The organism is Mycobacterium sp. Dal123C01 (assembly GCF_052566995.1).
Genome location: NZ_CP199580.1, coordinates 5,837,364 through 5,861,195 on the forward strand (window position 1 = coordinate 5,837,364; position 23,832 = coordinate 5,861,195).

At 62.9% G+C, this 23,832-nt stretch carries 6 protein-coding genes and 1 pseudogene; 4 read left to right on the top strand and 3 right to left on the bottom strand.

Annotation, left to right across the window (positions count from 1 at the left end; genetic code table 11):
* Positions 1-14: 14 nt before the first annotated feature.
* Together ACTXG5_RS27275 and eccD (ACTXG5_RS27280) are read right to left on the bottom strand one after the other, a co-directional pair.
* Complete coding sequence (locus ACTXG5_RS27275; protein ID WP_445161742.1) at positions 15-10,427, bottom strand: WXG100-like domain-containing protein; 10,413 nt, start codon at positions 10,425-10,427, stop codon at positions 15-17.
* A gap of 499 nt (positions 10,428-10,926) precedes the next feature.
* Complete coding sequence (eccD, locus tag ACTXG5_RS27280; protein ID WP_445161743.1) at positions 10,927-12,444, bottom strand: type VII secretion integral membrane protein EccD; 1,518 nt, start codon at positions 12,442-12,444, stop codon at positions 10,927-10,929.
* Between the two features lie 91 nt (positions 12,445-12,535).
* Here eccD (ACTXG5_RS27280) and eccCa point away from each other — a divergent pair, with 91 nt between their 5' ends.
* The 4 genes and pseudogenes from eccCa to ACTXG5_RS27300 form a co-directional block, all read left to right on the top strand.
* Positions 12,536-16,561, top strand: a complete 4,026-nt coding sequence (eccCa, locus tag ACTXG5_RS27285; protein ID WP_445161744.1) for a type VII secretion protein EccCa — start codon at positions 12,536-12,538, stop codon at positions 16,559-16,561.
* Positions 16,558-17,988 carry a type VII secretion integral membrane protein EccD gene (gene eccD / locus ACTXG5_RS27290; protein ID WP_445161745.1) on the top strand — a complete coding sequence of 477 codons (1,431 nt, stop codon included), beginning with the start codon at positions 16,558-16,560 and terminating at the stop codon, positions 17,986-17,988. Before eccCa ends, eccD (ACTXG5_RS27290) begins: the two co-directional genes overlap by 4 nt.
* A complete protein-coding gene (mycP, locus tag ACTXG5_RS27295) occupies positions 17,985-19,361 on the top strand; it encodes a type VII secretion-associated serine protease mycosin (RefSeq protein WP_445161746.1) in 1,377 nt (458 codons plus the stop codon). The genes eccD (ACTXG5_RS27290) and mycP overlap by 4 nt, the downstream gene beginning before the upstream one ends.
* Positions 19,362-19,786: 425 nt before the next feature.
* Positions 19,787-20,935, top strand: a pseudogene (locus tag ACTXG5_RS27300) (nucleotide-binding protein); the annotation flags it as partial.
* On the opposite strand, the gene ACTXG5_RS27305 reads toward ACTXG5_RS27300, so the two are convergent.
* Positions 20,936-23,821 (bottom strand): hypothetical protein, encoded by a 2,886-nt coding sequence (locus ACTXG5_RS27305; RefSeq protein WP_445161747.1) that lies wholly within the window; start codon positions 23,819-23,821, stop codon positions 20,936-20,938.
* Positions 23,822-23,832 lie beyond the last annotated feature (11 nt).

The following is a 23,832-nucleotide window of genomic DNA, read 5'->3' on the forward strand; positions in this document are numbered from 1 at the left end:
TCCGTGAGGAATCACTAGCGCTGAGAACGACGCCCCGTCTCGTCGCGCTGGCCGGCTATCCGCATCGCTGCCGCGTCCGTTGCACCCATTGTGTCGGCCCCCCACTGATCATCCAGCCACGGGATTTCGTGACCTAACGACGGTGGTAGCGCACCCGGCTGCACGGCGGCGTCCCTAGTGCCACCTGAATCAGCCTCTTCGGCAGGCGGTCGAGAATCCGCCGTGGAATTGCCGGCATCGTTCTGCCGCGGCCGACCGTCAAGACCTGACACGAGCGCACGCATTGCACGCGTCATTCGCTGGAAGATGACGTCATTCGACCTCGACGTGCCCTCGGTGGTGTGGACGACGTGCACGGTCGGCGGTCGCGCTGATGGCTGCGCACGACCTGTCGTGCCGACACTGGGCGCCTGCGGCGTTGGACCGGTCAACGGCGCCCGCGAGGGCGGGCTAGCTGCAATGCCGGCGACGGGTAGACCCGCCGCTGCTTCCGCTGCATTGATTGTGTTGGCCATCCAGTCGTCCTGCCCCCACTCCTGCGTCAACAGCCGCGCGCCGGCGTGGGGGTCTGCAGCGGTGTCGACGGTTGGCTCAGGCAGTGATGTCGTCACGCCGGGTGCGGTGACCTGCGACGGCTTGGTCGCGGGTTTGGCGGACTGAACCTCCGAATCGGGAATCAGGATCGGGGCGCTCACCTTCGATGCGGGCAGAGTGTGCGCAGTGCCGCCGACGTGCACAGTCAAGGTGATGCTGACGGTGCCGTCGTATACGACATACGGCCGCAGGCTTTTCCCGTTTGCCGTCACTCGTGAAGATTGGCCGAAGCTCTTGCCGGTATTCCGCTGACCCATGGCACCTAGGCCGAAGAGGAGGCTGCCGCTGTTCGAACCGCCCCAACGCGGGCCGAACTCGAACCGCGTGCCGACTTCGCGGGAACTGCTAGTGCCTCGGCTTTGCCCCCGGGAAATTTCGTTATAGACGTTGGGGCTGGCGCCCTTGTCTGCGATCTTCGGAGAGGCGAGGTCCGTAACGTCCGCGTGCCCCGTGATACGCCAGCTTCCATACTCCAGAAGATTTGTTTCTTTGCGAATCATCTTCGCGATATTGCCGCCGATCAGAGAGTCGCCGAAGAATTTGTCCAGACGGAATTCGATCTCTTGCTTTATCTTGTGGCTCAACTGTTTTGGTAGATTCTCCGCTGCGTGGGTACGGAAATTATCGCCACCGGCAATCTTCCCGACGATGGTGTCGTGGCTGAGCTTCGGGTGATCGCCGAGCGTGCCCATATTCTCGCGAACGTTTCGCTGCGGCTCGCGAGTCATGAAGTCGATCTGGGCCTCGGTAGTCGCGGAACGACCCTTGGGGACGGTTGCCCGCGTCATGGTTGCCTCGATGGTGGCGGTTCCGACGTGAGCTTTCGGGGGACCGACCTCGCGCAGGGTTAGTCCGGTCCCGGTGGCCTGCGTGTGAACGTCGACCGTTTCGTTGCCGAGGCCGCCCGACAAACGACCCAGCAATGAGATGTTGACAGGGGCGCCGGGCAATGCGCTGAACAGCCCTTGCAGGTAAGCACGGTAGTGACTATTCGTGATATTGGAATTGTTGACGCTCAGGGCCTGCTGATGGCCGGTGAACAAGTCCGCTTGGGCCTTGTCTGCTACGGGGACCATTGCGTCAATACGGCCGCGGAACGTTATCTCGCCCCCCGGCAACGACTTTAGAGCAACTCGTGTGACATCGCCGTCGGCGTAATTGCGGAGCTTTCCCTGCAAGGAATTCGTCTGGAGGTGCTCGGCAATTTCGCTGCGGACGCTGGGCCATTTGTCGTCGAAGACCGCGATGCCATCCTTGGACATGGCACCAAGGACATGATTGGCGATGAGGTCCTCTTTGGGAGTCGGTCCGCCGGTAGTCGCCGCGGCATCGACGGCGACCGGAGCCGCCCCCTGATGCGGTCGGATCTTGACGACCAACTGCTCGGGCCGGAGTCGTAGGTCCGGCCGCGTGCGCTGATCGCCGCCGTGGTGGCCACCTTGGTCGGGCACTGTGTCGGCACTGATGTCTGTGTGAGCAGGGTAGGAGAAGACACCGGTGAGCCGAACCGGTTGCGGCTCTTTCGGAATGTCAGTCAAAGCGCGTGCGGCACCATGCTTTTCATAGCTTATGTGAGCCACCACCGGGTGCCGGAACAGTTCGTGCAGGTCGATCATCCTGGCTCTTCCTGGCTCGCGCACCTCTTGCGTGACGGCGACATTGGAAGCGGCTGAACGCTTTTGGGAGGACTTCGGGTCGCGGAGGCGATAAGGCAGATCCGTCGAGTGGCTGTGAGTGAGCTGGGCGCTTACCGTGCCGTGCGGGACGGGCGCCGCTAGGCGGCCGCCGACCACCCTGGACAGCACGTCGCGTTGACTATGCGCGGAGGCAAAGCGCGGGTCAGTCGTCACATCGGAATCGAACTTCGCGGACTGGCCCACGTATTTGGCTTGTTCGTCGCGCACCAGCCGGACCTTGACAGTGATGTGGCCGGCGCCGCCCAACACCGAGATCCGATGCGACCATTCCTGGCCAAACTGGTGAGTAGCCCGAGGGAGCAACACCCGATCGCCGAAAGCATCGGACAAGCCATCTACATCAGTTTCAGACGCGTAGCGGAGCACCCCGCGGAGGTCGTCGTGGATCGCATCCGACAAGGCAGTGAGCGGGTCGAGACCGATCAGCATGTCGTAGGGGTGCCCGCTGGGCAATGCTGCATGCTTTGGCGGGCTCGGGGGATCCTTCGGCTCTTCGCTTTTCTGCCAGTCCGGTTTGAGGTCCGTGTCGGCCTCTCTACCTGGCAGAGCCGCAACCTTGAGGAGCATCTCACCTTGGGCGGCAAACGATGGTTGCTGTTCTCGGAGAGCGATTTCCAAATCGAGCGTCGCTCGTCGGCTTGGGCCTGCGGCGGTCGTGGTGCCCGTTACAGCGGCCGGGCTCGGCGGGGGCACTCCGATGCGCGAGACCTTCCTACGTGGGCCGGCGACTGGGCTCGCGGTCTCACTGCTCCCGTGTTCCGTGGTGCTCAACTCCCTCAAAGACGGGTCAGACATTTGCCGTTGGAAGAGACGTCTCATAAGACCCGTTTCCGGGGACGTGGCCCGTCTGGTCGCAGCTAGGGAAGACGGCGAGTCGGACCCTGAACGCTCGAAGGTCACCTGCCGACTCACGCGTGTGGGGCTTGGGGTGTCTCTTCCAGAGACTGAGCTTTCGACCTCGCTGTCATCCCCGTCGCTGTCCGGGCTGTGAGTTTGGGGGTCGGCGGAACCATACCGCTTGGAAGTCTGCCCATCCGGAGCGTGGCCAGACGTTAGCAGGGGAGCCAGGATTCCCCTAAGGCGAGCCAATCTCCCTGTGCCAGTTGGGGACGCGGGTCCGGCGGGCGGCAAGGGTGTGGCGTAGCGGCGGTCGGACGGCCCGATGCCGTCGTCGGTGCTGCTCGCAGCGGGGGCTGTCCTATCATCGACCGGTTCGGCAAATGAGGCGACCTGAACCCCTTCCGGGAGGGTTTCCAGTGCTGTATTCGGAACTAACGATGATGTCCGCGTCCGTAGTCCGACGACCGGCGACTCGGCACCGTGGGTCACGTCGTCTGGACTCGCCAACTCGATACTGTCCGGTTCGTCATAGATGGGGCTGTCGACCGGAGCGTCGGCGGAACTAGGTCCGTGAAGGCTCTCCCCCGGCAAACTCGAGCGAGGCGATTCCTCCGCGCGAAAGAAGCTCTGTCGGGGGAACGATGTGCTCGACGAGCGAAGGCGAAAGAACGAGCTCAGTGAGCCACGCCTGGTTGAGGAAAGCGAATTCTCCGTGCCGGACCTGGTCAAGGAATCCGGCAGCCAGGGCGCCTCGTCTTCGGGTACCGCGGGTTCGTCGGGCTCCGCGAGCGGCGCGTCCGATTTGTGTTCGACGGGGTCGGCGTCCGGGGGCTTCCCAAAGTATCCGTCGGGCCAGTCGCGTCTGAAGGTGGGTGGCAAGTCGTGGGGGTTTTGCGCTTGGGCCGCCAGTTCGGTGTACGGGATCGCGATTTGGATTGGGAACAAACCTGATTCGTGCACCGTGCGCTTCGAGCCAAAGCGCATCGAGCCCTCAATGGTGCCGTCTATGCGCACCCAGCCCGAGTACTCCGCCATCCGCTGGTCAAACTTGGTAACCACACTCTCGCGTTGCTCCGCGCGGAGTTCGTCGCCGACTCGTTTGCTCTGATCCAGCCCGAAAATCCCTTCACCCAGCAAGGTTTCGCCGTCTTCTCCAAGGGAGCCATGTCCATGGTTCTGCTTGTCGCGAAAAGCCGTATTCGCATAACCCGTGGTGAGTTCGGTGCCTGGGCTCGACAGTGGGACGAAGTCCCTGAGGTAGGTGAGCTCATGGATGTTGGCTACGAACGAGGCTTTGGTCCCTCTGTGCGTCAGGGCGCGCTGCTGAGTCATTGCGGGTAGTGCACCGCGTACTCGGTTGAGGTGGTACCAGGATGCGGCGTCGCCGCGGAGCGACGAGCCGTCCCTGCGGATCCCGTTCCACTTTGCGCCGCCATACGCTTGGCGACCCATGGCGTCGACCATGCCTTGGAAACCGTGCAGATCTACGTTGGTAACCCGATACATGCTGCCCAAACCAGTCAAAAGCGCATCCTGTGAACCGCGCAGGATCAGTGCCCGCTGTGCACGGTGGCCGGCATCCGAGCTGCGCTTAGCGAGGGCGCGGGGGTCCCAGATCTTCCGCTGCGTTATCGAGTTTCGCTCGACCGGCGGACGGGGGCCCCAGATCCCCCGCGGTGGCCTCCACACGATGCCATTCATGTATTTCTCTGGCGGGCCCTGCTTTTCCACCAGCACGTCGAACTCGGCGCGTCCCTCGTAAACCGCACCTTTGAAACTTGCTTCAGCCCTCGCACGCTCGTTTAGCGGCATGCTGATCCTCTTGTGCCATTCATATTCAAAACTGGCTTTGAGCCGTTCCTGGAGACTTTGTGGCACCGGCACTTCCGCCTGCGCTGCGTCGATGGGCTTCTTATCGCGTGTTGCGGGTTGCGGGTCATGACTCGTGGTCGCAGTCGTGCTGTCAACGAGCGCCTTTGCCTGCCCGGCATCGTGGTTGGGCGGCCGCCCTTCACTCGATCTCCACAGCAAGGCTGTGCCGAGTTTCTTCGGGGGCGATGGATGCATGACGAACAGCAAGCGAGCCTGTCCGCGCCAGGCTTCACCAGCCGTCGGATGCTTGAGGGTGTTACGCCAGCGATACTGGACGCTATTCGTCACGCTGCGGATTGTCTTTCCGCGGAACAATACTGAGTCCACGCCACCGACGAATTCAGCGGAGGTGTCCTGACCCCGAAACCTGCCCGGAGTCGGGATCTCCACATTCAAGCCCCGCTGCTTGCGGCGTACCTGTGAGGTATCAAGCTCGCTGCCGTAGTGAAACTCCGGTCCGATCAGCGTGCCGGTCTTGCGCATCATCTGGCCCACACGATCCCTGTCAATCGGCTCGATCGACGCAAAGACCTGGACGCGACCACCATTTGTGAGCCGGTATTCCCGCGGCTGCCCATTGGTCATACCGTGCAGGTGAGCCTGCAAGTCCGCGGGATCGAGCTTGTCCACGACTTCGCTCATCGCCTGGTCCGCTGAGTCGGGGTAGGCCTTTTTGAACGCCGCCGCTATACCCGGACTTCTGACAAAATCCTGGACCGTCGCTACCGGTGGCTTCCGGGGCGAAAGTTGGATTGACCGACCGGAATGGGCGCCGTCTGACCGGGACAGATCGGTGCTCGCCCGATTCGGAGTCACCGTCCCACCCTGGTCCTGCAGCAACCATAAGTTCGTCACGACATCGGAACCGTTCAGCCTCCCGGTGGTCGCCACCCCGAATGGGCTGCCGAGATCGCCCTCCCCACGGTCGTTGACATCTCGGGTGGGAACGACCACCTCCGTGTGGTAGGTGATGCTGCGAGCCGGGCGCTCAGTCGTTTCCGAATCCCCAGTCAATCGGGAAGTGATTGTGGCGTGAATCCCTCCGTGAAATCGGGTGGCGGGCTCTCTAAGGGTTAACGTGCCACTGACCTGGCGGTCAGCGTAGAGGTTGGACCGTTGCCGATCGGCCACATACTCGAGGCCAAACGTCGCGGAATCGGATGCTGCGCGGCCGGTCCAACTTCCTCTCAAAAAGAAGAAATAGCGCCCGATACCACCTTTGGTCTTGACCGCGGTCTGGGTGTTGTCCGAAGTATGCTCGAAGTCCTCTCCCGCACCCGTCACCGGTTCCTTGAACACCAGGTACGACTGTTCGCCGCTCAGTTCAAGCTCAACCGTAAGGAAACGTCCGTTCCCCAAATCGACCTCAACCTTGACCGTGCGCCCGCCTCTCAGCATGCCGGCGGCCTGCGGCCGCAGCGCATTATCGGAAAGCAGCGCCTCGATTCGTTGTCTATTGGCGTCCCATACCTCGTCGCCCCCCTTGCTCCGCACCAGGCCTTCGACGAACTTAAAGGCTGCATCTCCCTCTTCTGACTCGAACCTTTCCATTACGTCGAGGCCGCCAATCAGCATTTTCGGGCCGATCCGCTCCGGGATCTGTGGATCAGGTGGGCCACTCCCATCGTGGTCTACCGTCGCCGGTTCTGGCCGCAACTGGCGGAGGTCGCGGTTCGCAGCGGCTGCCTCGGCCGTAGCAGGGCCGAGGCGGTCCAGTTCACCCTGGGCCAGAACGCTTTTCAAGTCATTCAGCGCCTTGGTGTACCGGTCTTGCCTCGCTCGGACCGAGGCGTCGCCACTCTCACCGGGCGGGTCAGCTGGTGCGTGCGGCTTCATCGCGGCGTCACGATCGCGGGCGGGGGCCGGCGTCGACTGTTCCGGGCGGGACGAAGTCGTGCCGTGTTGCGTTTCGGCATGGGGTGGCTCGATAGCACCGTCGTAGTGATCGCGACCGTTGTAGAAGATCCCGACTACTCGGTCGCTGCCTGCGGGTCCCACATCGCGCACACCTGGAGTCCGCACGTTGTGAAGCCGTATGCCGAGGGCATGGGCCACCAAGGCCGGAAATGTCTCGCCGTAGCTGGTGTTCCAACCGCGTGTGTCCGATTGCCAATTTCGCACGGCAGTAATCAGTTTCCGATGCTCATCGGCCGTCAGCGGTCGGCGGGCATTGGTCTCCCTGACAGCGGTTTGCAATCCGTCAATATCTAACTGGCGCAACGGCGGCAATTCGTTATGGGCTTGCAAGTACCTGAACTGATCCGACGGGCCGAGCGCTTCGCCGTCCAGTTCCCAGCCCTTTGCCTGATCCTTCAGGTTCACCTCGGATTCGCCGAGTGCACGTGCGTGTTGCTCTGACATGAGAGATGCACCCGTCGACCCGTCACTCCTGCGCGTCAGTTCCCGGACTCGCGCCTCGATGTAGCGCTGTCGCGACACCTGTGGGGACATCCAGCGCTCATGAGCCTCGGTAACGCCGGCGTCGTTTAACCGCTCCAGCAATTCGTCTTCCGTCAAGGACGGCAAGTCCCGCTCAAGTTCGTCCATCTGTTCTTGGCTTTGCCGATAGGACTCGACAACATCGGTCGGCAGCTGGGTCGCATCGACGCCACTTACCCACTGCAAGACGCTTTGATGCAAGGCGTGTGCGGCCTGCCCGAGGGCACCGCCGCCCGTGCCGGGACCGTCAGCGGCACGGGCGGTCATCTGCTCGACGACGGCCGCATGCTGGGTGCGCGCATCAATCGAAGATCCCATATCCGGCCAGTATTGCGGCGGAGTGCTCACCAAAACCGCATGCAACAAACACCATCCACCGCCAGGTACCCGCACCAACTGCCTTTCGGCGGACTCCCCGTCATTTTGGGTCGGCGCGTTGTCGCTCGGATCGTGTGTTCCGTGGGCAAGGTCGGTGAGCGGAAAGTCGTCCGGTGACGCATGCAGCTCCGACTCCCACCGCTCCGGGAGATGTTGCGGTGGAATGAGATCCGAGGGTGCGTAGACGCTCCATTCAACTGCCTTATAGTCACCGGCATCGAAGTTGGGCGGCCAGGGCTGAATTGAGTTATCCCGCCCGTCGAGGGCATACACCTCTGCGCCGTCAAAGAACGCGTTGAAGGCGTGCGCTGACGATTTGCCATTGGGCCCGCGTCGCGCAACGAACACCACCGCGTGCGCACCGGAACCCTGACCTCGCAGTAGTGCCTCGATCCCCTCCAACGACGAACGATGCGGCGCAAAACCCGTCACGCCCTGTAACTGGTTCTTCCAGATCCCCTCGAGGGGGGCCGCGGTCTGAAAGCCCGCACGACCCGACAGGCGATCAAAAACCGCGATCGTGGCCTGCCCGCAATTGAACATTCGGGACCTGCTATCACCGCCATGGACATCGACGTTGATCTGACTCAGCCAGGGCCGGATCTGCTCAATCGTTGTCTCCACCCGCGGCAACCCATGATCGTCCGGATCGATCGTTTCGGCTACCGCTTGGCCGATCCCATCGCGGCGCGAGTCCTGTTCACGGCCTTCATGATCCGTGATGTGATCACCGGGATTTGTGTCAGCGTGCGGCAGAAGCGGATCACCACTGATGCCCTTATCCGGCACCAATAACTGCTCCGATTTGAACTGTGTGGCAGGCGCACTAAATTCCTCGGAGCTTCCAGCCGAACTGCCGCGATCTCCGGCTCTGGATGGCACCGTGAGCGCACTACGAGCAGTCGGCACACCCACGGTGTTTGTGCTACGCACCCCAGAAGCATTCCCCGACAAAGACGTCCGTTGTGATGGCTCCGAAATCGCTGACGTGGTGTTCAGCTCGTCGGTGGCCGTGCGCGTCGTGCTTGTCGACGAACCCGACGAGGAGGCATTGCGAACAGCCGCCGGTGCCGCAGGCTCCCCCGCGTTCGGCGGCCCCTCAGCTGGCCGCACGTTCGGCACACCATGGTGCGACGCCACTCCGTTCGGGCCGACCAACGAATCGTTGACAATGGATTGCGACCCGCTTGACGCGCCAAGCAGATTCGCCGACGCTTCACCACCCACCGCGCTGGTAACCGGGGCGGTCTGCGATGCGCCATCACCACCGGTGACCTGCTGGCTGCCCGTGCCTTCCGCAGCCGCCGACGTCGTTGCACCGCCGCGGCCAGCGACCGGCACGATCTGAAAACCATCACCACCAGCGGGCGACTCTTGGCCGCCGCCATCCTCAGCCACCGCAGTCGTCGCGCCGCCGCGGCCAGCGACCGGCACATTGTTCAAAGTTGCGGCGTCGCTGCCCCAGTCCGTGTCATCGGACACAGACTCGGTATCGCGATCGTCCTCATCGAGCGGCACATCGGACAGCTTTGTTCTATCGCCGTTGAAGTCGTCATCGTCAAGCGCGGGATCGGCTTTCGGGCCCTTATCGGGGTCGCCGTTGAGGGTGGCCAGATCGTCGTCGCCGTTGGCTTTCTCGTCTCCGCCGTGCGATCCCCCGCCCGAAGGATGAGCGTGGTCGACGGCACCGTGCACCCCACCCGAGGCGGCCCCGATGGCCGGTCCACCGAACAGGGACAGTGCACTGAATTCGCCGCCCGTGGCCGCCGCACCCGCTGCATTGGCCGCAAACCCCACGCCGTAATGGGTTATCGCGCCTTTGACTACTTTGCCCGCGACCGACGTCGGCGCACCCAACAGACTGGACATCGGGCTGTGCAAGCCGGCACCGACAACGCCGCCTACAGAGGACGCCAGGGCGATTTCCCCGATTTGCTTGAAGTCGAATCCGTCACGGTGCCCGTCCCCCCACTGAGCGCCCTGGATGGCGAACTCCTGAATTTCGGAAATCACGGTGTCGCGCACCGCTTCCTTGGCCGCGGTTACCGCCAACTTGGGCAGCACCGAGGTAAACAGCTTCTTGATCGCGGTTTCGGTCAACGCCTCGGCGAGCGCCGTGGTGAGCCGCCGGATCAACTGCGCCACGATCACGCGGATCGCAGCCCTCGTGATTCCTTCAATCGCCGGAATCCAGGCTAGCGACCCACCAAACGTCCAATCAGCCATCGCCAGCGCGTAGGCGATCTCGGCCGCCGCGATCGCCAACGAACTCAGAATCTGCAGCTTGGTGTACTGGATCTGGGTGCCGGTCTCTTCGGCTAATGAACCCAGCGCCGACATGCCCGTGACCAATGTCGGTATCGAGTTGTCACCAGACAACAGTGCTTGGAGACTTTGCGTGACCGCAGCTCCCGTATCGCCCGAGAGCGCCGACGGTATCTGACTACTCACTTGCTGCAGAGTTGGGATCACGCCCGCCAGGTGCTGCGCCGACCCGTTCCACGCGTCGGCGATACTCCACATCCCATGCTCGCTACCCTGCGGCCACTTCTGGCCCACAAGGTACGAAACCCGCTGCAACTCGGCAGGAATGGTAATGTCACCCATACCGGTTCCCGCGCCCGTCAGCGCCGCATCGCCGACTTTGACAACGAGTTATGCTGCGGGTCTGGGCTGTTCACTGAACAGGCAGCAGAAGGTGAAAGACCGGGCTGGACGGAATTAACGGTCAACATCATCCGGACCATGCCCTCCTGAACGACGACTTTGTCGCATCTCACGTGAGCGCCGCGCGAAACGCGGGTTCATAATCCGCTCGCTGATGGTTCAAACTTCCACCCGCAGAGCACTTCCGCTACGACATGTCGCCTACCACGTGAGAGGATAAAACTCTCAACATGCTTTAGCCGCCAATCCCCACCGGTTTGTTGCGTGGGCGCACGTGTCAAATGAGATTGGTGCAATGTCTGTTGTACGACGGGCCTTAGGAATCACGAAATCTTGTGAGCTTCACCACCGTGAGCAGGCGAAGGGTAAACGGGCAGCCAACCTACCGCAGCCGGAGCAACCGATACTCAATCAGCTGAGAGGTACTGGCTATCACGCCTCAGAGTCGCATTTCTCGGAAGAAGGGGTACAGCCGAATAATCGAGCAGGCCAGCGGAAACACCGTCCCGATCGCCACGGACTCCAGGATCTCGACTCGGCGGCGCATTACCGGGGAAAACTCCAGACTGGGCGCGACCAATCCGCAGACCACCAACAGTGCCGTCAGGGCAACGAGTGCAACCGCAGTATTGACCTGCCACGCGGCGACGAAGGTCGCTGTCTTGACGATAGCAGCCAAGGCAGTCAACAGTCCGCCACCGATCAGCACGGCGGACTGGATGAGATCGTGGTGACTGCGGCCGCGCAAACACAAAACCGTTGCCACGGCGACCGCAAAAGCGGTTCCCTGCCAGAAGAATCCGTTGCCGACGTCTAGGGCCAAGTAGGAGCCGACGACGGCAAACGTTGCCGCGGCGGCGACAATCCCGGTTAGCTGGTCTCTAGCCCTACGAACTTGGTCGGTCATGCCCTCCTCGGTAGGGATGACCTGCTTCCCAATCGCATTGACACCTTCAACCGTGGTGCCGCCATTCGTTTCAATGTTGTCGAGCGGCTCGCCGGCGGTCGGAACGCGCGGCACGGGCAACCGAGACAGCAGGATAGTGGCCCTTGGCGCGAGGTATACGACGATGACCGCGATCGTCGCCGACATCGCGCCCACGATGCGTGGATTCAGATTCAGCAGCAGATGCGCCACGGCAGCAGGGACTCCAAACACCGCAAGCCCAATGACAGTGGTGTAGAGCGGTCGGCCCCGGCCGGAGCTCAGTAGCTGTAACAACGCGATCAGTGCCGTCAGCGCCAGCGCAACAGGGAGGGCCTTGACTGCGGGTGCGCCCGGCACCATGTGTAGCGATCCGGCGAAAATCAACGGCAGCGCAACCGCCGCTAGCCAGGTGTATCTGCCCGGATCTCCGGATCGCAACGGCATTACGAAAGTAGCTACAGCGCAGCCGAATCCGACCAATAGCACTATCATGGCAGCAATCGGCACGCCGGCGACCGAGGGCGCAAGGACTCGTCCCCGAAGTAACAGCGCAGCCGCCGCCGACAGCGCGATACCGGCCACGGACCATCCTGCCACCCAAAGTTGCTCAGATAAACGACATCTGATGTTGTCATCGAAATCAGCGAGGCCGTCCAGCTTGTCTACTAACGGCGACGACGCGGGCGCGCCGACCTCCTGGATGACCAGCAGATCACCGTCGCAGACATCGGCCGCAGCTAACGTTCGGCCCGGGTCGATCGGGTCGCCCGTCGGGTGAGCGAAAGTCCACTTGCCTTCGGGATTATCGAACTTTCCAGCTACGCCGGCACAGTCGCGGAACTGATCGTTGGCTAATTCGATAACGTCGGTGATGATCATCGAAATACTCACCCGGCTGGGCACTCCGACGTCGATCAGCAAGCCACCGATCAGGACCGAGATTCGGCTGAGCTCATGCTCGTCGTCTGATTCGGGGTCCAACTCTGGTACCGATGGCGGTAACGTCGATAAATGAGACGGCAACGTCATCGGCAAAGCCCTCTCCTCGCCAACCATATGGTTTGACAATACCTTTGGATGCTGGTGAGGCCAGGGCGGCCAGGCATTCAGGGGAGGCCGCTTGGCTAAGCAAGGATTCGTCCGACGTCTGCGCGTCGCACCGCCACGGATGCCTGGCGGCGAAGTCGCCCTCCAGTCGCCACCTGAGGTACCACGCATCATTCCCGGAAGCTTGCTGACCAAGCTGATGCCACTCATGATGCTCGTCGCAAGCGTCGGCATGATCGCGCTGATGATCACAGTGGGCGGTCGCGACGTGAGCCGCAACCCGATGTTTCTGATCTTCCCGATGATGATGGTCACCTCAGTGGCAGGCATGTTCATGGGCGCAGGCGGCAAACCGGGCAAGGCTGCGGCCGAACTCGACGAGGAACGCAAGGATTTCTTCAGCTATCTCGCCGGACTGCGCGATGACGCCGAAGAAACCGGCGGGGCTCAGCGCGCCGCGTTGGAATGGAGCCACCCCGACCCTCGCACATTGATCGATGTGGCCGGGACGCGTCGCATGTGGGAACGTCGTCCGACCGACCACGACTTCTGCCACGTGCGAGTCGGTGTCGGAACTCACCGGCTGGCCACCCGACTGGTGGCGCCTGAGACCGGGCCACCCGAAGACCTGGAGCCGGTGTCCACGAATGCCTTGCGGCGCTTCGTGACCACACACTCAGTGGTGCACGCCTTGCCGACAGCCGTCTCACTTCGCGCCTTTCCGACGATCAGCTTCGAAGGCGACCGTCCATTGAGCCAGCAGCTGGTGCGCTCGATGGTGCTGGAATTGTGCGCATTTCACGGCCCGGACCATCTGCAGGTCGCGGTCGTGACCGCCGACCCGGACAGCGAGAGCTGGAGCTGGCTGAAGTGGCTTCCGCAGGTGCAACATGCCTCTGTCCGCGACGGGTGCGGCACTTTGCGGATGCTCTTCCCGTCGCTCGAACTCTTGGAGAATTCGCTGGCATCCGACCTCGCCGAGCGAGGTCGCTTCACCCGCAACGCCCAGCCGACGCAGGGTGTCAAGCAGCTCGTCATAGTCGTCGACGACGGCTATGTCACCGGTGACGAGCGATTGCTCACCGATGCCGGTCTGGACAGCGTCACGGTGCTCGACCTCAACGGTCCCCGAGAGGGGCCCGCGTCACGGCGAGGCCTGCAATTGGTCGTCGAGAATGACGATGTCGGGGCGCGCACGGCGGCCGGCACCGAGCGTTTCGCCACTCCGGACCGTCTCACTCTCGACGAAGCCGTAGCCACCGCTCGTGTGTTCAGCCGATACCAGCTCGGTGGCGCCGCTCATATCGTCGATCTCCAATCAGATTCCCGTGCAAGTGATCCCGGCTTGATGACACTGTTGAAGGTGCCTGACGCAGCGGCGATCGTCCCAGACGAAGTCTGGCGGCTGTCCACACCGCGGAGCCGCCTTCGGGTGCCGGTCGGTTACACGCCCTCCGGCAACCCACTGGAGCTGGACATCAAGGAGTCTGCCGAGGGAGGTATGGGTCCACACGGCTTGTGCATCGGCGCAACCGGGTCGGGGAAGTCCGAATTTCTGCGCACGCTGGTGCTGGCGATGATCACCTCGCACTCGCCGGAAGCGTTAAACCTGGTTTTGGTGGATTTCAAAGGCGGGGCAACATTTCTCGGGCTCGACGGCGTTCCGCACATCGCCGCGATCATCACCAACCTCGAAGACGAGCTGACGATGGTCGACCGGATGCGTGACGCGCTGGCCGGCGAGATGAACCGGCGACAGGAATTGCTGCGCTCGGCAGGCAACTTCCCCAACGTCACCGAGTATCAACGTGCCAGGGCCAACGGCGCCGAACTGGATCCGCTGCCGGCATTGTTCATCGTGGTAGACGAATTCTCCGAGTTGCTCTCGCAGAAACCTGATTTCGCGGAGTTGTTCGTCATGATCGGTAGACTCGGGCGCTCTCTGCACATTCACTTACTCCTGGCATCGCAACGTCTCGAGGAGGGCAAGCTGCGAGGGCTGGACTCTCACTTGTCGTATCGGATCGGCCTCAAGACATTCTCGGCCGGCGAGTCTCGCAGTGTGCTCGGCGTACCCGATGCCTACCACTTGCCCAGCGTTCCGGGCTCCGCCTTCCTGAAGTGCGATGCCGACGAGCCCATTCGTTTCAACTCGTCCTACGTGTCCGGCGATTACGTCAGCCCCCGCATTTCTCCGCGTACCGGTCGCTCACGACTCGGGGCTCAGGCTCCGAAGCTGTTCACCGCCACCCCGGTCGAGAAGGACCCCGCCCCCGATAAACCGGGCGACGCGATGGACAGCGAGCCCGATCCCCAGATGCCGCCAGGACCGACTAAGACCACCCTGCTCGACGTGGTCGTCAGCAGGCTGCGGGGCCATGGACGGCCTGCGCACGAAGTGTGGCTGCCACCACTGGAGGCCAGCCCCGCGGTCAACGTTCTGCTGCCCAGCCCGGCATGGAACGATCCGCAGAATCTCAACGGGAGGCTATGGCTGCCAATAGGTGTGGTGGATCGCCCATACGACCAGCGTCGTGACGCCCTAGTGGTGGATCTCTCCGGCGCTCAGGGCAACGTCGCGGTGGTCGGCGGTCCGCAGTCGGGCAAATCCACGGCGATCCGCACACTCATCATGGCTGCGGCTGCCACCCACACCCCCGAGCAATTGCAGTTCTATTGCCTCGATTTCGGTGGCGGCACGCTGGGCAGCGTGACGAATCTGCCTCACGTCGGCAGCGTCGCCGGGCGTATGGACGCCGACCGCATTCGCCGAACCGTCGCCGAGATCAGCGGACTGCTGCGAGAGCGTGAATTGCGCTTTAGAGACCTCGGGATCGAATCGATGCGCGATTTCCGGCAGCGCAAAGCTCAGCTGGCCACGCTGCCTGCCGATGTTGCTGCCCGAGACCCACTGAGCCATGACAAATTCGGCGACGTGGTGCTCGTGGTTGACGGTTGGGCCACGATCAAAAGCGATTTCGAGATGCTCGAGCCAGCATTGCAGGGGATCGCGATCGGCGGGCTGTCGTACGGAATTCACCTCGCGGTCACCGCCAGCCGGTGGATGGAAATCCGACCGGCGGTCAAAGACATGCTCGGCACCCGCGTGGAGTTGCGGATGGGCGACCCGGTCGACAGCGACATCGGGCGTAAATGGGCCGAACTTGTTCCGATCGGCCGGCCCGGCCGCGGCATGAGCCCCCAGCGGCTGCATATCCTGGTCGGGTTGCCGCGCCTGGATTCCAGCTCCGACATCGAGGATCTGCCTACCGGGGTCGCCAGCGCCTGCGAGGCGGTCCGCCAGGACTACGGTGACCGGCACGCTCCCCCGGTGCGCATGCTCCCGCACAGTGTGGACCGCGCCGCGGTCGTCGACGCCGCCAAGCGCGCAGGCGCGCCGGGAAAGGCAAAAGTCCCCATCGGCATCAATGAAGCCGAATTAGCCTCCGTGGTAGTCGATTTCGATGCTCAACCACACTTGGTTGTAATCGGGGACAGCGAATGCGGCAAGACCGGCTTACTACGCAACATCGCCGAGGGGCTGATGGAGAACGCGTCGTCGCACGAGTGCAAGATCGTCCTCGTCGACTTTCGGCGCACCTTGCTCGGCGTCGTTGAGAATGATTATCTGGGGGGGTACGCCACGTCGGCGCAGGCCTGCGCGGAGCTGATGACGGCGTTGGCGGCATCGTTGAAGGACCGACTACCCCCCAGCGATATCACCCAGCAGCAGCTCAAAGATCGCTCGTGGTGGCAAGGCCCCGATGTGTACGTGCTGATTGACGACTACGACCTCATCCCAGGAAGCTCACTCAATCACCCGTTAGGCCCGCTCGTCGAATACTTCCCCCAGGCAAGGGATATCGGGCTGCGTGTCGTGATCGCCCGGCGTATCGGCGGCGCCGGGCGTGCCATGATGGACCCGATCATCGGCCGGCTCAAAGATCTCTCGTGTAACGCACTCGTCATGAGCGGTACCAAGGAAGAGGGCGCGTTGTTCGGGTACAAGGCGCAGCTGATGCCGCCGGGTCGAGGCATGTTCGTCTCCCGAACGATGAAGAGCGACGTGATCCAGCTCTCCCGAATGCCCGACCTATGAGCACTGCATCAGAGACAGACGAATTCCAGGTCATCTCCGCCGCATCCCAACACGTGCGATTGTCGTTACTGAGCAACCGAACTCAGGTCGATGTAACACTGCCGCTCGATGTGCCCATCGCCAACCTGACTCCGGAACTGGTTAAACTCGCACGGGTCGGTGCGGACTCCGAGCGCGATACAGCCGACGACCCATTCGCCAACGAGGCCAATCACAATGTCTGGGTGCTGAGCCGCCTCGACAGCCCGACACCACTGCCGTCGAGTAGCACACTGCGTGACAGCGGCGTGGCGGACGGCGAGCTGCTGCGACTGACGGGGCAGCGCGCTTTAACCGCGCCGACGCTGTACGACGATGTCGTGGATGCGGCCGCCCGCCTGAACAAGGCCGGCCATGCCGGTTGGGATGCCACTGCGTCCCGCTGGATGACGTTCGCCGGTGTTCATCTGGCCTCCGCCGTATGGGTTTATTTCCTGCTGGCTGACGCGCTCGCGCCGAACCGTGCTGCCGTCGTGGGATTGTCGGTTGCAGTGACATTGATGCTGACGGGTGTGGCGGCGCTGGCCCACCGCTGCCACGGGCAGTCGGATATCGGTGCGGCACTGGGATGGGCGGTGCTTCCGATCATGGCGGCAGTTGGGTGGGTAGCGCTGCAGGGGCTGGGCAGCTACGGGTTGGCCACCGGTTGCGTAGTCATGGTGCTGCTGTCGGCGACGTTGTTTCGCGCCATCGGCACCGGGCACTGGGGTTATCTCGCCCTCGGGTTGACTTTCGCCCTGACTGGACTCGCACTGGTGGCGCGTGCCGCGGGAGCACCTGCTGACCTGGTAGGCGCCGGGCTGGCATCGGTCGCGACGCTGGGCTGTCTGGCCGTCCCCAGGGCGACCCTCCGCCTCGCTCGAGCCTTGCAACCAGCGGCCGAGCCGAAGTCGACCGATACCGTCACACCTCCTGGCGCGGAAGATATTTGGGCTCGTGTCAGGTCGGAAACGCTGACACGTTCGGCCCTCTATACCGGCCTGGCGGTCAGCGCCGGCCTCGGGGTGTTGGCCGTGCTGACCTCGGCCGGCCCGATTCGATGGCCTTCCCTCACTTTCGCGTTGAGCTGCGCGGCGGCGCTGGGGCTGTATGTTCAACGGCCGAACACCAAGGCGGAACGGGCGGGACTGGCGATTCCGGCTGCCGCACTGACCATCCTCAGTTGCGCCCTGGCCCAGGGTGGTAACCAACCGATGCCGCTGGTGGCGTTCGGTGTGCTGTTGACGACGGCCCTGGTGTTCGCCAGTATCGGAACGAGCGCATCGGCCGGCCGACTGGGCGCGCGATCGAGGATGGCACTCGCATATCTCGCCTACATGATCACCGCGGCTTTAATCCCGCTGGCGATGTGGGTGGTTGGCGTCTACGGCCGATTGAGCATCGCATGATTCGCTGGGCAGCGGTGCTGACCGTCCTATTGTCCGTCGCGTGGATAGCCCTAACGCCGGCACCCGCACTGGCCATCGAGCCACCCCTGGTACCCCCGGGGGACCCGCCTCCCGGCGCCGTCGCTCCGCCGGACCCGACCGAGCAGAAAACCGCCTGCGGGATTGGCACGGTGTCGCCGGGCAGCCAGCTCGGGCTCCGTCCCAGTGCCGACATAATGCTCAACTACACCGGCGCTTGGAAGTTTTCGCGCGGAGCAGGACAAAAAGTTGCGGTGATCGATACAGGCGTCGCGCCCAATCCCCGGCTGCATGCGCTAGAACCCGGCGGCGATTATGTCTCGTCATCCGATGGTTTGGTCGACTGCGACGCGCACGGCACCCTCGTCGCGGGGTTGATCGCCGCAGCACCCAGTCCCGACGACTCTTTCGCGGGTGTCGCGCCGGACGCGGCCATCTTGTCGATACGCCAGAACAGCGACCTGTACTCGGTGCGGGGAACGGGATCGACACGGAGCGACCCGAATGCGGTGTCGCCCGGCTACGGAAACACCCGGACTTTGGCGCTGGCGATAGTCCACGCCGTGGATTTAGGCGCCACGGTGGTCAATCTTTCCGAGGCGGCGTGTGCGCCGGTCGGCGCTGGATTGGATGACGCGGCCGTCGGGCAAGCAGTTCGGTATGCGTTCGAGCGAAACATTGTGGTGGTTGCCGCTGCCGGAAACATCAGCTCGCAGGGGCTGTGCAGCGCGCAGAACGAGGCGCACGATCCCAACCTTCCGCTCGCCGACGGGTGGAGTTCGGTGCGCACGGTCGCCAGCCCGGCATGGTTTCGGGATTATGTGCTTACCGTCGGCGCGGTCGCACCAAACGGAAAGCCCAGTGACTTCTCCCTGCACGGGCCGTGGGTAAGCCTGGCCGCACCTGGCGAACAGCTGACGTCGTTGAGCCCCAACGGCTCTGGACTCATGAACGCCTGGCAAGATCCGCAGCGCGGTCTGGTGCCGGTCAACGGCACCAGCTTTGCCGCTCCCCTGGTGTCGGGTCTCGTCGCCTTGATCCGCTCCCGTTTTCCGGGGATGTCAGCGGCAGAAGTCATGGAGCGGATCAAACGAACCGCTCAGACGCCGGAGACGGGTCCCAACGCGGCAACAGGTTACGGCGTGATCGACCCGGTCGCCGCTTTGAGTTATGACCTGCCCCCAGCCGCAAGAATGCCGGATCCATTTGCTGGACAATCGATTAGCGGTCCTGGGGAGCCGAGTAAGACCGATACGCGAGCGCGTGACATCGCGCTGATAGTGGTCGGTATGTGCATGGCAATTGCAGCGGTCGCCGTGGTGGTCGCCAAGAGTCGAGGTGGAGACAAAACGTGACCAACGGATTTGATGAGACTGACGAAATCGAAGACCGAGCCGCGCGCCTGCTAGCTCGGGTCGCCGCCCAGCGCACGCAGCGACCGGCGCAGCAAGCCGGACCGGATGGCGATCCCTTTCCCGGTGTAGACGACGAATCCTTCGCGTTAGAAGACGAGTCCGAACCGGAGGATGTCGACGAGTCCGAACCGGAGGATGTCGACGAGTCCGAACCGGAGGATGTCGACGAGTCCGAATCGCCATCTGGTCCGCAGCCGGGTGCATACGACGACAACGGTACCGAAGCCGAAAAGGCACGTTCCCCGCGCCGGATGGCGTTGCCGCCGTGGCAGTCTTCCACGTCGCCGATGGGCATGGAGTTCGAGTCGATCCCCGAAAACCAAGGCCAGCCAGTGGAAAGCCGATCACTGGGTGCGGACGCCGGCGAACTGCCGAACCGCCGGGAACCGCAGGGACAACTGGAACCGCAGTCTTCGGAGACTGCACCACCGGCATGGCCTGCCGGGTGGCCACCCGGACTGCCGCCATTGCCGCCTCCCCCCTGGCAAGGGCTACCACCATGGCCTGCGCCACCCGAACACGCGTTACGCGGTCCAGTGCCTCAGCCGGATCACCCTGCATCGCAGGCAATCCGGTTGCCGCCACCTCTCGATGAAGCTCAGATCATCAACCGCGATCGGAATGCACCGGAGTCGGGGTGGCGCCGCGCCGTCTACAAAGTCACCGGTCGACGGATCAACGCTGGCTTATCCCGCAAAGAGCGCGAACGCAATGAACTATTCGAGCAGATCCGTCAACCCATCGTCGGCGATTTCCGGATCGCCGTGCTGTCCATCAAGGGCGGTGTCGGAAAAACCACCACCACATTGGGTTTGGGCTCGGCTCTGGCGACGGTGCGCACAGACCGTGTCATCGCCGTCGACGCGAACCCGGACCGAGGCACACTGGCCGAGCGAGTGCCGGATACCTCGACGTCCTCGACGGTGCGTGATCTGCTGAGGGATCCGAACATCAAGCGATATGCGGATATTCGAAATCACACCCGAATGGCACCGAGCCGGCTGGAGGTTCTCGCCAGCGAGCAAGACCCAGCAGTGGCTGAGGTTTTCGGTGAAACCGACTACCGGCGCACTGTGGACATTCTCCGGCATTACTACAACATCATCCTTACCGATTGCGGCACTGGAATCATGCATTCGGCGATGGCCGGCGTGCTGGACTTGGCCAATGCGATCGTGCTGGTGAGCTTGCCGGCCATCGATGCGGCACGCAGCGCATCAGCGACACTGGACTGGCTTGCACAACACGGTCACGAAGCCTTGGTGCGGGAGGCCCACGTGGTACTGACCTCACCGAAACGCGGTGCGGCGGCACTCAAGTTGGACAAGGTCGTCGAACACTTCGACGCGCGCTGCCGGTCGACGCACGTCATCCCGTTCGAGCCGCATTTGGCCGAGGGGGCCGATTTCGACTTCGGGTTGCTCAAACCCGCGACGCGGCAAGCCTATCTTGAACTGGCTGGAGCGGTGTCGGAGAAGTTCTCGCGGCTGGCGTGGCCCTACGACGTCCGCTGACTACCCGTCCTTTTTAGGGTCCGGCTCGTCGTCCGTGTCCGCATCCGAGTCGCTATCGGTGTTGTAGTCGGTGGTGATTTTTCCGCTCCGTGTTCGAGTGACGTAGCTTCCGATCGATTTTCGGACGTTCTCCTCGATGATCCGTTCACCGTCGAGGAGGTGGCTCGCGGTGTTCGTCTTCCAAAACGGCCCGCGCGGGCGTTGGTCGTCGAAACCCAGGTCCGCTGCGCAGTAACCGCAGGCTCGCATAGTGCCAGCAAGTAGCTCGAGATCGATAGTGTCGCGACCGTCTTCTTTCAGCGCGGCGTGGATGCGGCGTTCGGCGTGCAGGTGCACGGGACTCTGTTTGTCAAAGAATCTTCTGTTCGGGACCCGAAAGCGTTTCTGTTCGATCGCTGTCAGCATCTTGCCGAACACTCCGGTCCCGTTCACCGCTTCGGTCCTTGAGAGCGTTTTCTTCAGTTTGCTCCAGTGGCGAGTCTGTCGGCCATCCGCATCCCCGCCCTCGCGGCTTTCCAGCAGATCTTCCAGGCCGGATGTATTGAGCAGCTCACGAATTCGGTCGTTGACGACGGCATTGTTTGACGATACGTAGATTGTTTCTTCCTCGGCGTCAAAGTAAGACTGCACTTCCGTTGAGTCCGAAAACTTTTCCTTCAACACGGTGGACATCCAGCGCAGCAACTGCGTTGCGCGATCGTGTTCGTAGGATCTTGGATCGTGCACGAGTTCCGGATTCTGCTCGTAGAGGCGTGTCACGTGTCCGCCCCGCCCGCCGGCCGCAGGGTTGGTCTCGGCATCAATGATGAAGAGCCGTTCCGGCGCGTATGCGGCTCCGGGGACCGTCACCCCGATCATCCCAGTTCCCGAGATAGCGTCGATCTCGGCGCCCTCGGCGAGGCGGTTCAGCTGCCCAAACGCGTCGTCGAGCCCTTCCTGCAGATGAGTTGGGAGGTCAAGCAACTCAGACTCGACTCGCTTTTGGCTGCGGATCGTGCCGCCGGCGCCGACCGCCATGGAGAATGCCTCCCACGGCGCACCCGCCGCCTCGGCGGCATCGCGAGCCGAAAGTGTGGGGTTGTTTTGCATCCGTCGGAAGGCGTCGCCGAACTGTGCGCGGTTGTGGCGAAATGCTCGCAGAAAATCCATAGCAGTGATGGCCGTAGGTGGCAGCTTCTCAGCCTGATTGTGTAGGCCCATGGCTTCAAGCGATGCCACGATCGAGTCGCGCCGCTCCGCGTAGTGGCTCAGCCCCACCACCCGCTGCGTTGTCGCGCGAAGTCCTTCGGTGTTCATGCCGACATACAGCCGGAGAACACCTGCGCTCACTCCGAGTTCATTACTGATCTTCTGCAGAGTCTTGTTCGGGTCCTCGACAAGCTTCTTCAGCGCATCGTCCAACGTTTCCGCCGTCATGTCGCCGGCAAGCGCCGCACCACTCGCTTCGGGCAACCCTTCTGCCGTGTTGTCGTGCCCTATCCTTGCGAAGGCGTCCCTCAATCGATCGCGGTGTTCGGTGTAGCCTCGCAGTCGAGCGAGTTCTGGCATGCTTTTTCTCAGCGAGCCATCGACTGTGATCCAGTGTTGGAGGTCGGTGCGCTTAATCCCGGCCTCGTTCGCCATATCGTCCCGGACGGTGTCTCCACGTTTCCGTTTGCCTTCTGTCCGGCTCTTCTCGACGAGAAACTCTAGTGCTCTAGCTAAATTTTCAGCGGTGATGGGCGGCTTCGGTGGCTCTGGAAGTTGGCCATCGTGCAGACCCAATCGTTCGACCAAGCCCTGGATAGCATCCCGATGCTCCGGGTAGTCCTCCATCGAACTCAGCCGCTTAGGCAGATATTTGTCAGCGCCGGGTTTCCAGCCTATTTGCATCATCCAGCCCTTGGCGGTGTCGAAGGTCCCGCGCGGTGCCTCCTCGACGAGGTGTCGCCGGGTGATATCGGCAGGCGTTTCGCGCTGTCCTGCAGGCTTGATTGATTCCGCCTCCAACTCGGAAAGCAACGCCTCAACCTGGGCGGCCGTCGTGACTTTGTCATATTGCTCGAAGTCGGCGGCTGCCGAATCGGTCTTTGTGCGCTTTTTCGGTCGACCCCGTTTGCGGCGCTGTTCCTCAGGTTCGTCCAGAGCCCGCTTGGCTGGGCCCGTCCGTCCTTTAGCAACCAAGTTGTCCTCAGCGCCCGACATATGCGCTGACGACGGAGCCTCCGACAGCTCACTGGTGTCCGGGGAGGGATGACGCGACGGCGAGTCGGGGTCGACGTCCATCGAATGACGGCCGTGTCCCGAGGGCCCTGCCTCGGCGTGACTATGGCCGGCTGATCTTGCAATATGTGTGGGCACCCGCACGTCCTGGTTGACAAACCGGCGGGCAAGATCACCTGACGGGACGACCTGGCCGCTTTGAACCATGCCGATCACGCGATGATCATCCGGGCCCAGACCCGCGCTGTCCTGTCCAGGTGGCCGCGTTTCCAACCGGTTCAGCGTCGTGGTCAGCTCACGTTCGTCGGGCGCAAATGCCCCATCCGCCGCCTCAGTCATGAGGTCATCGCCATGATGCAATCTTCTGCGGGACAACATGATACCGCTGCTGGAGTGGATTTCTTGCGCGTGCCCGCGAGCGGCTCCGCCGAGGGTGACATCGCGGGCGTTTCGCGCGACGGGCAACCCGACGCGCTCTGCGCTCGGCGCACCGTGGGCCGATTTCATCGATAACGATGCGTGCGGCCCAGACCCAGCGCCCCCAGCAGAATCCCCGTGCCGAAACGCGGTCACCCCATCGAACGGCTCGACCATGACCCGCGACGCATCAGCCCACCACGACCCGTCCTCGTGCCGGTCTAGCACGCGGACACTCGGCAACTCTTCGTCGTCACCAGTATTCATCCACTGTCCAC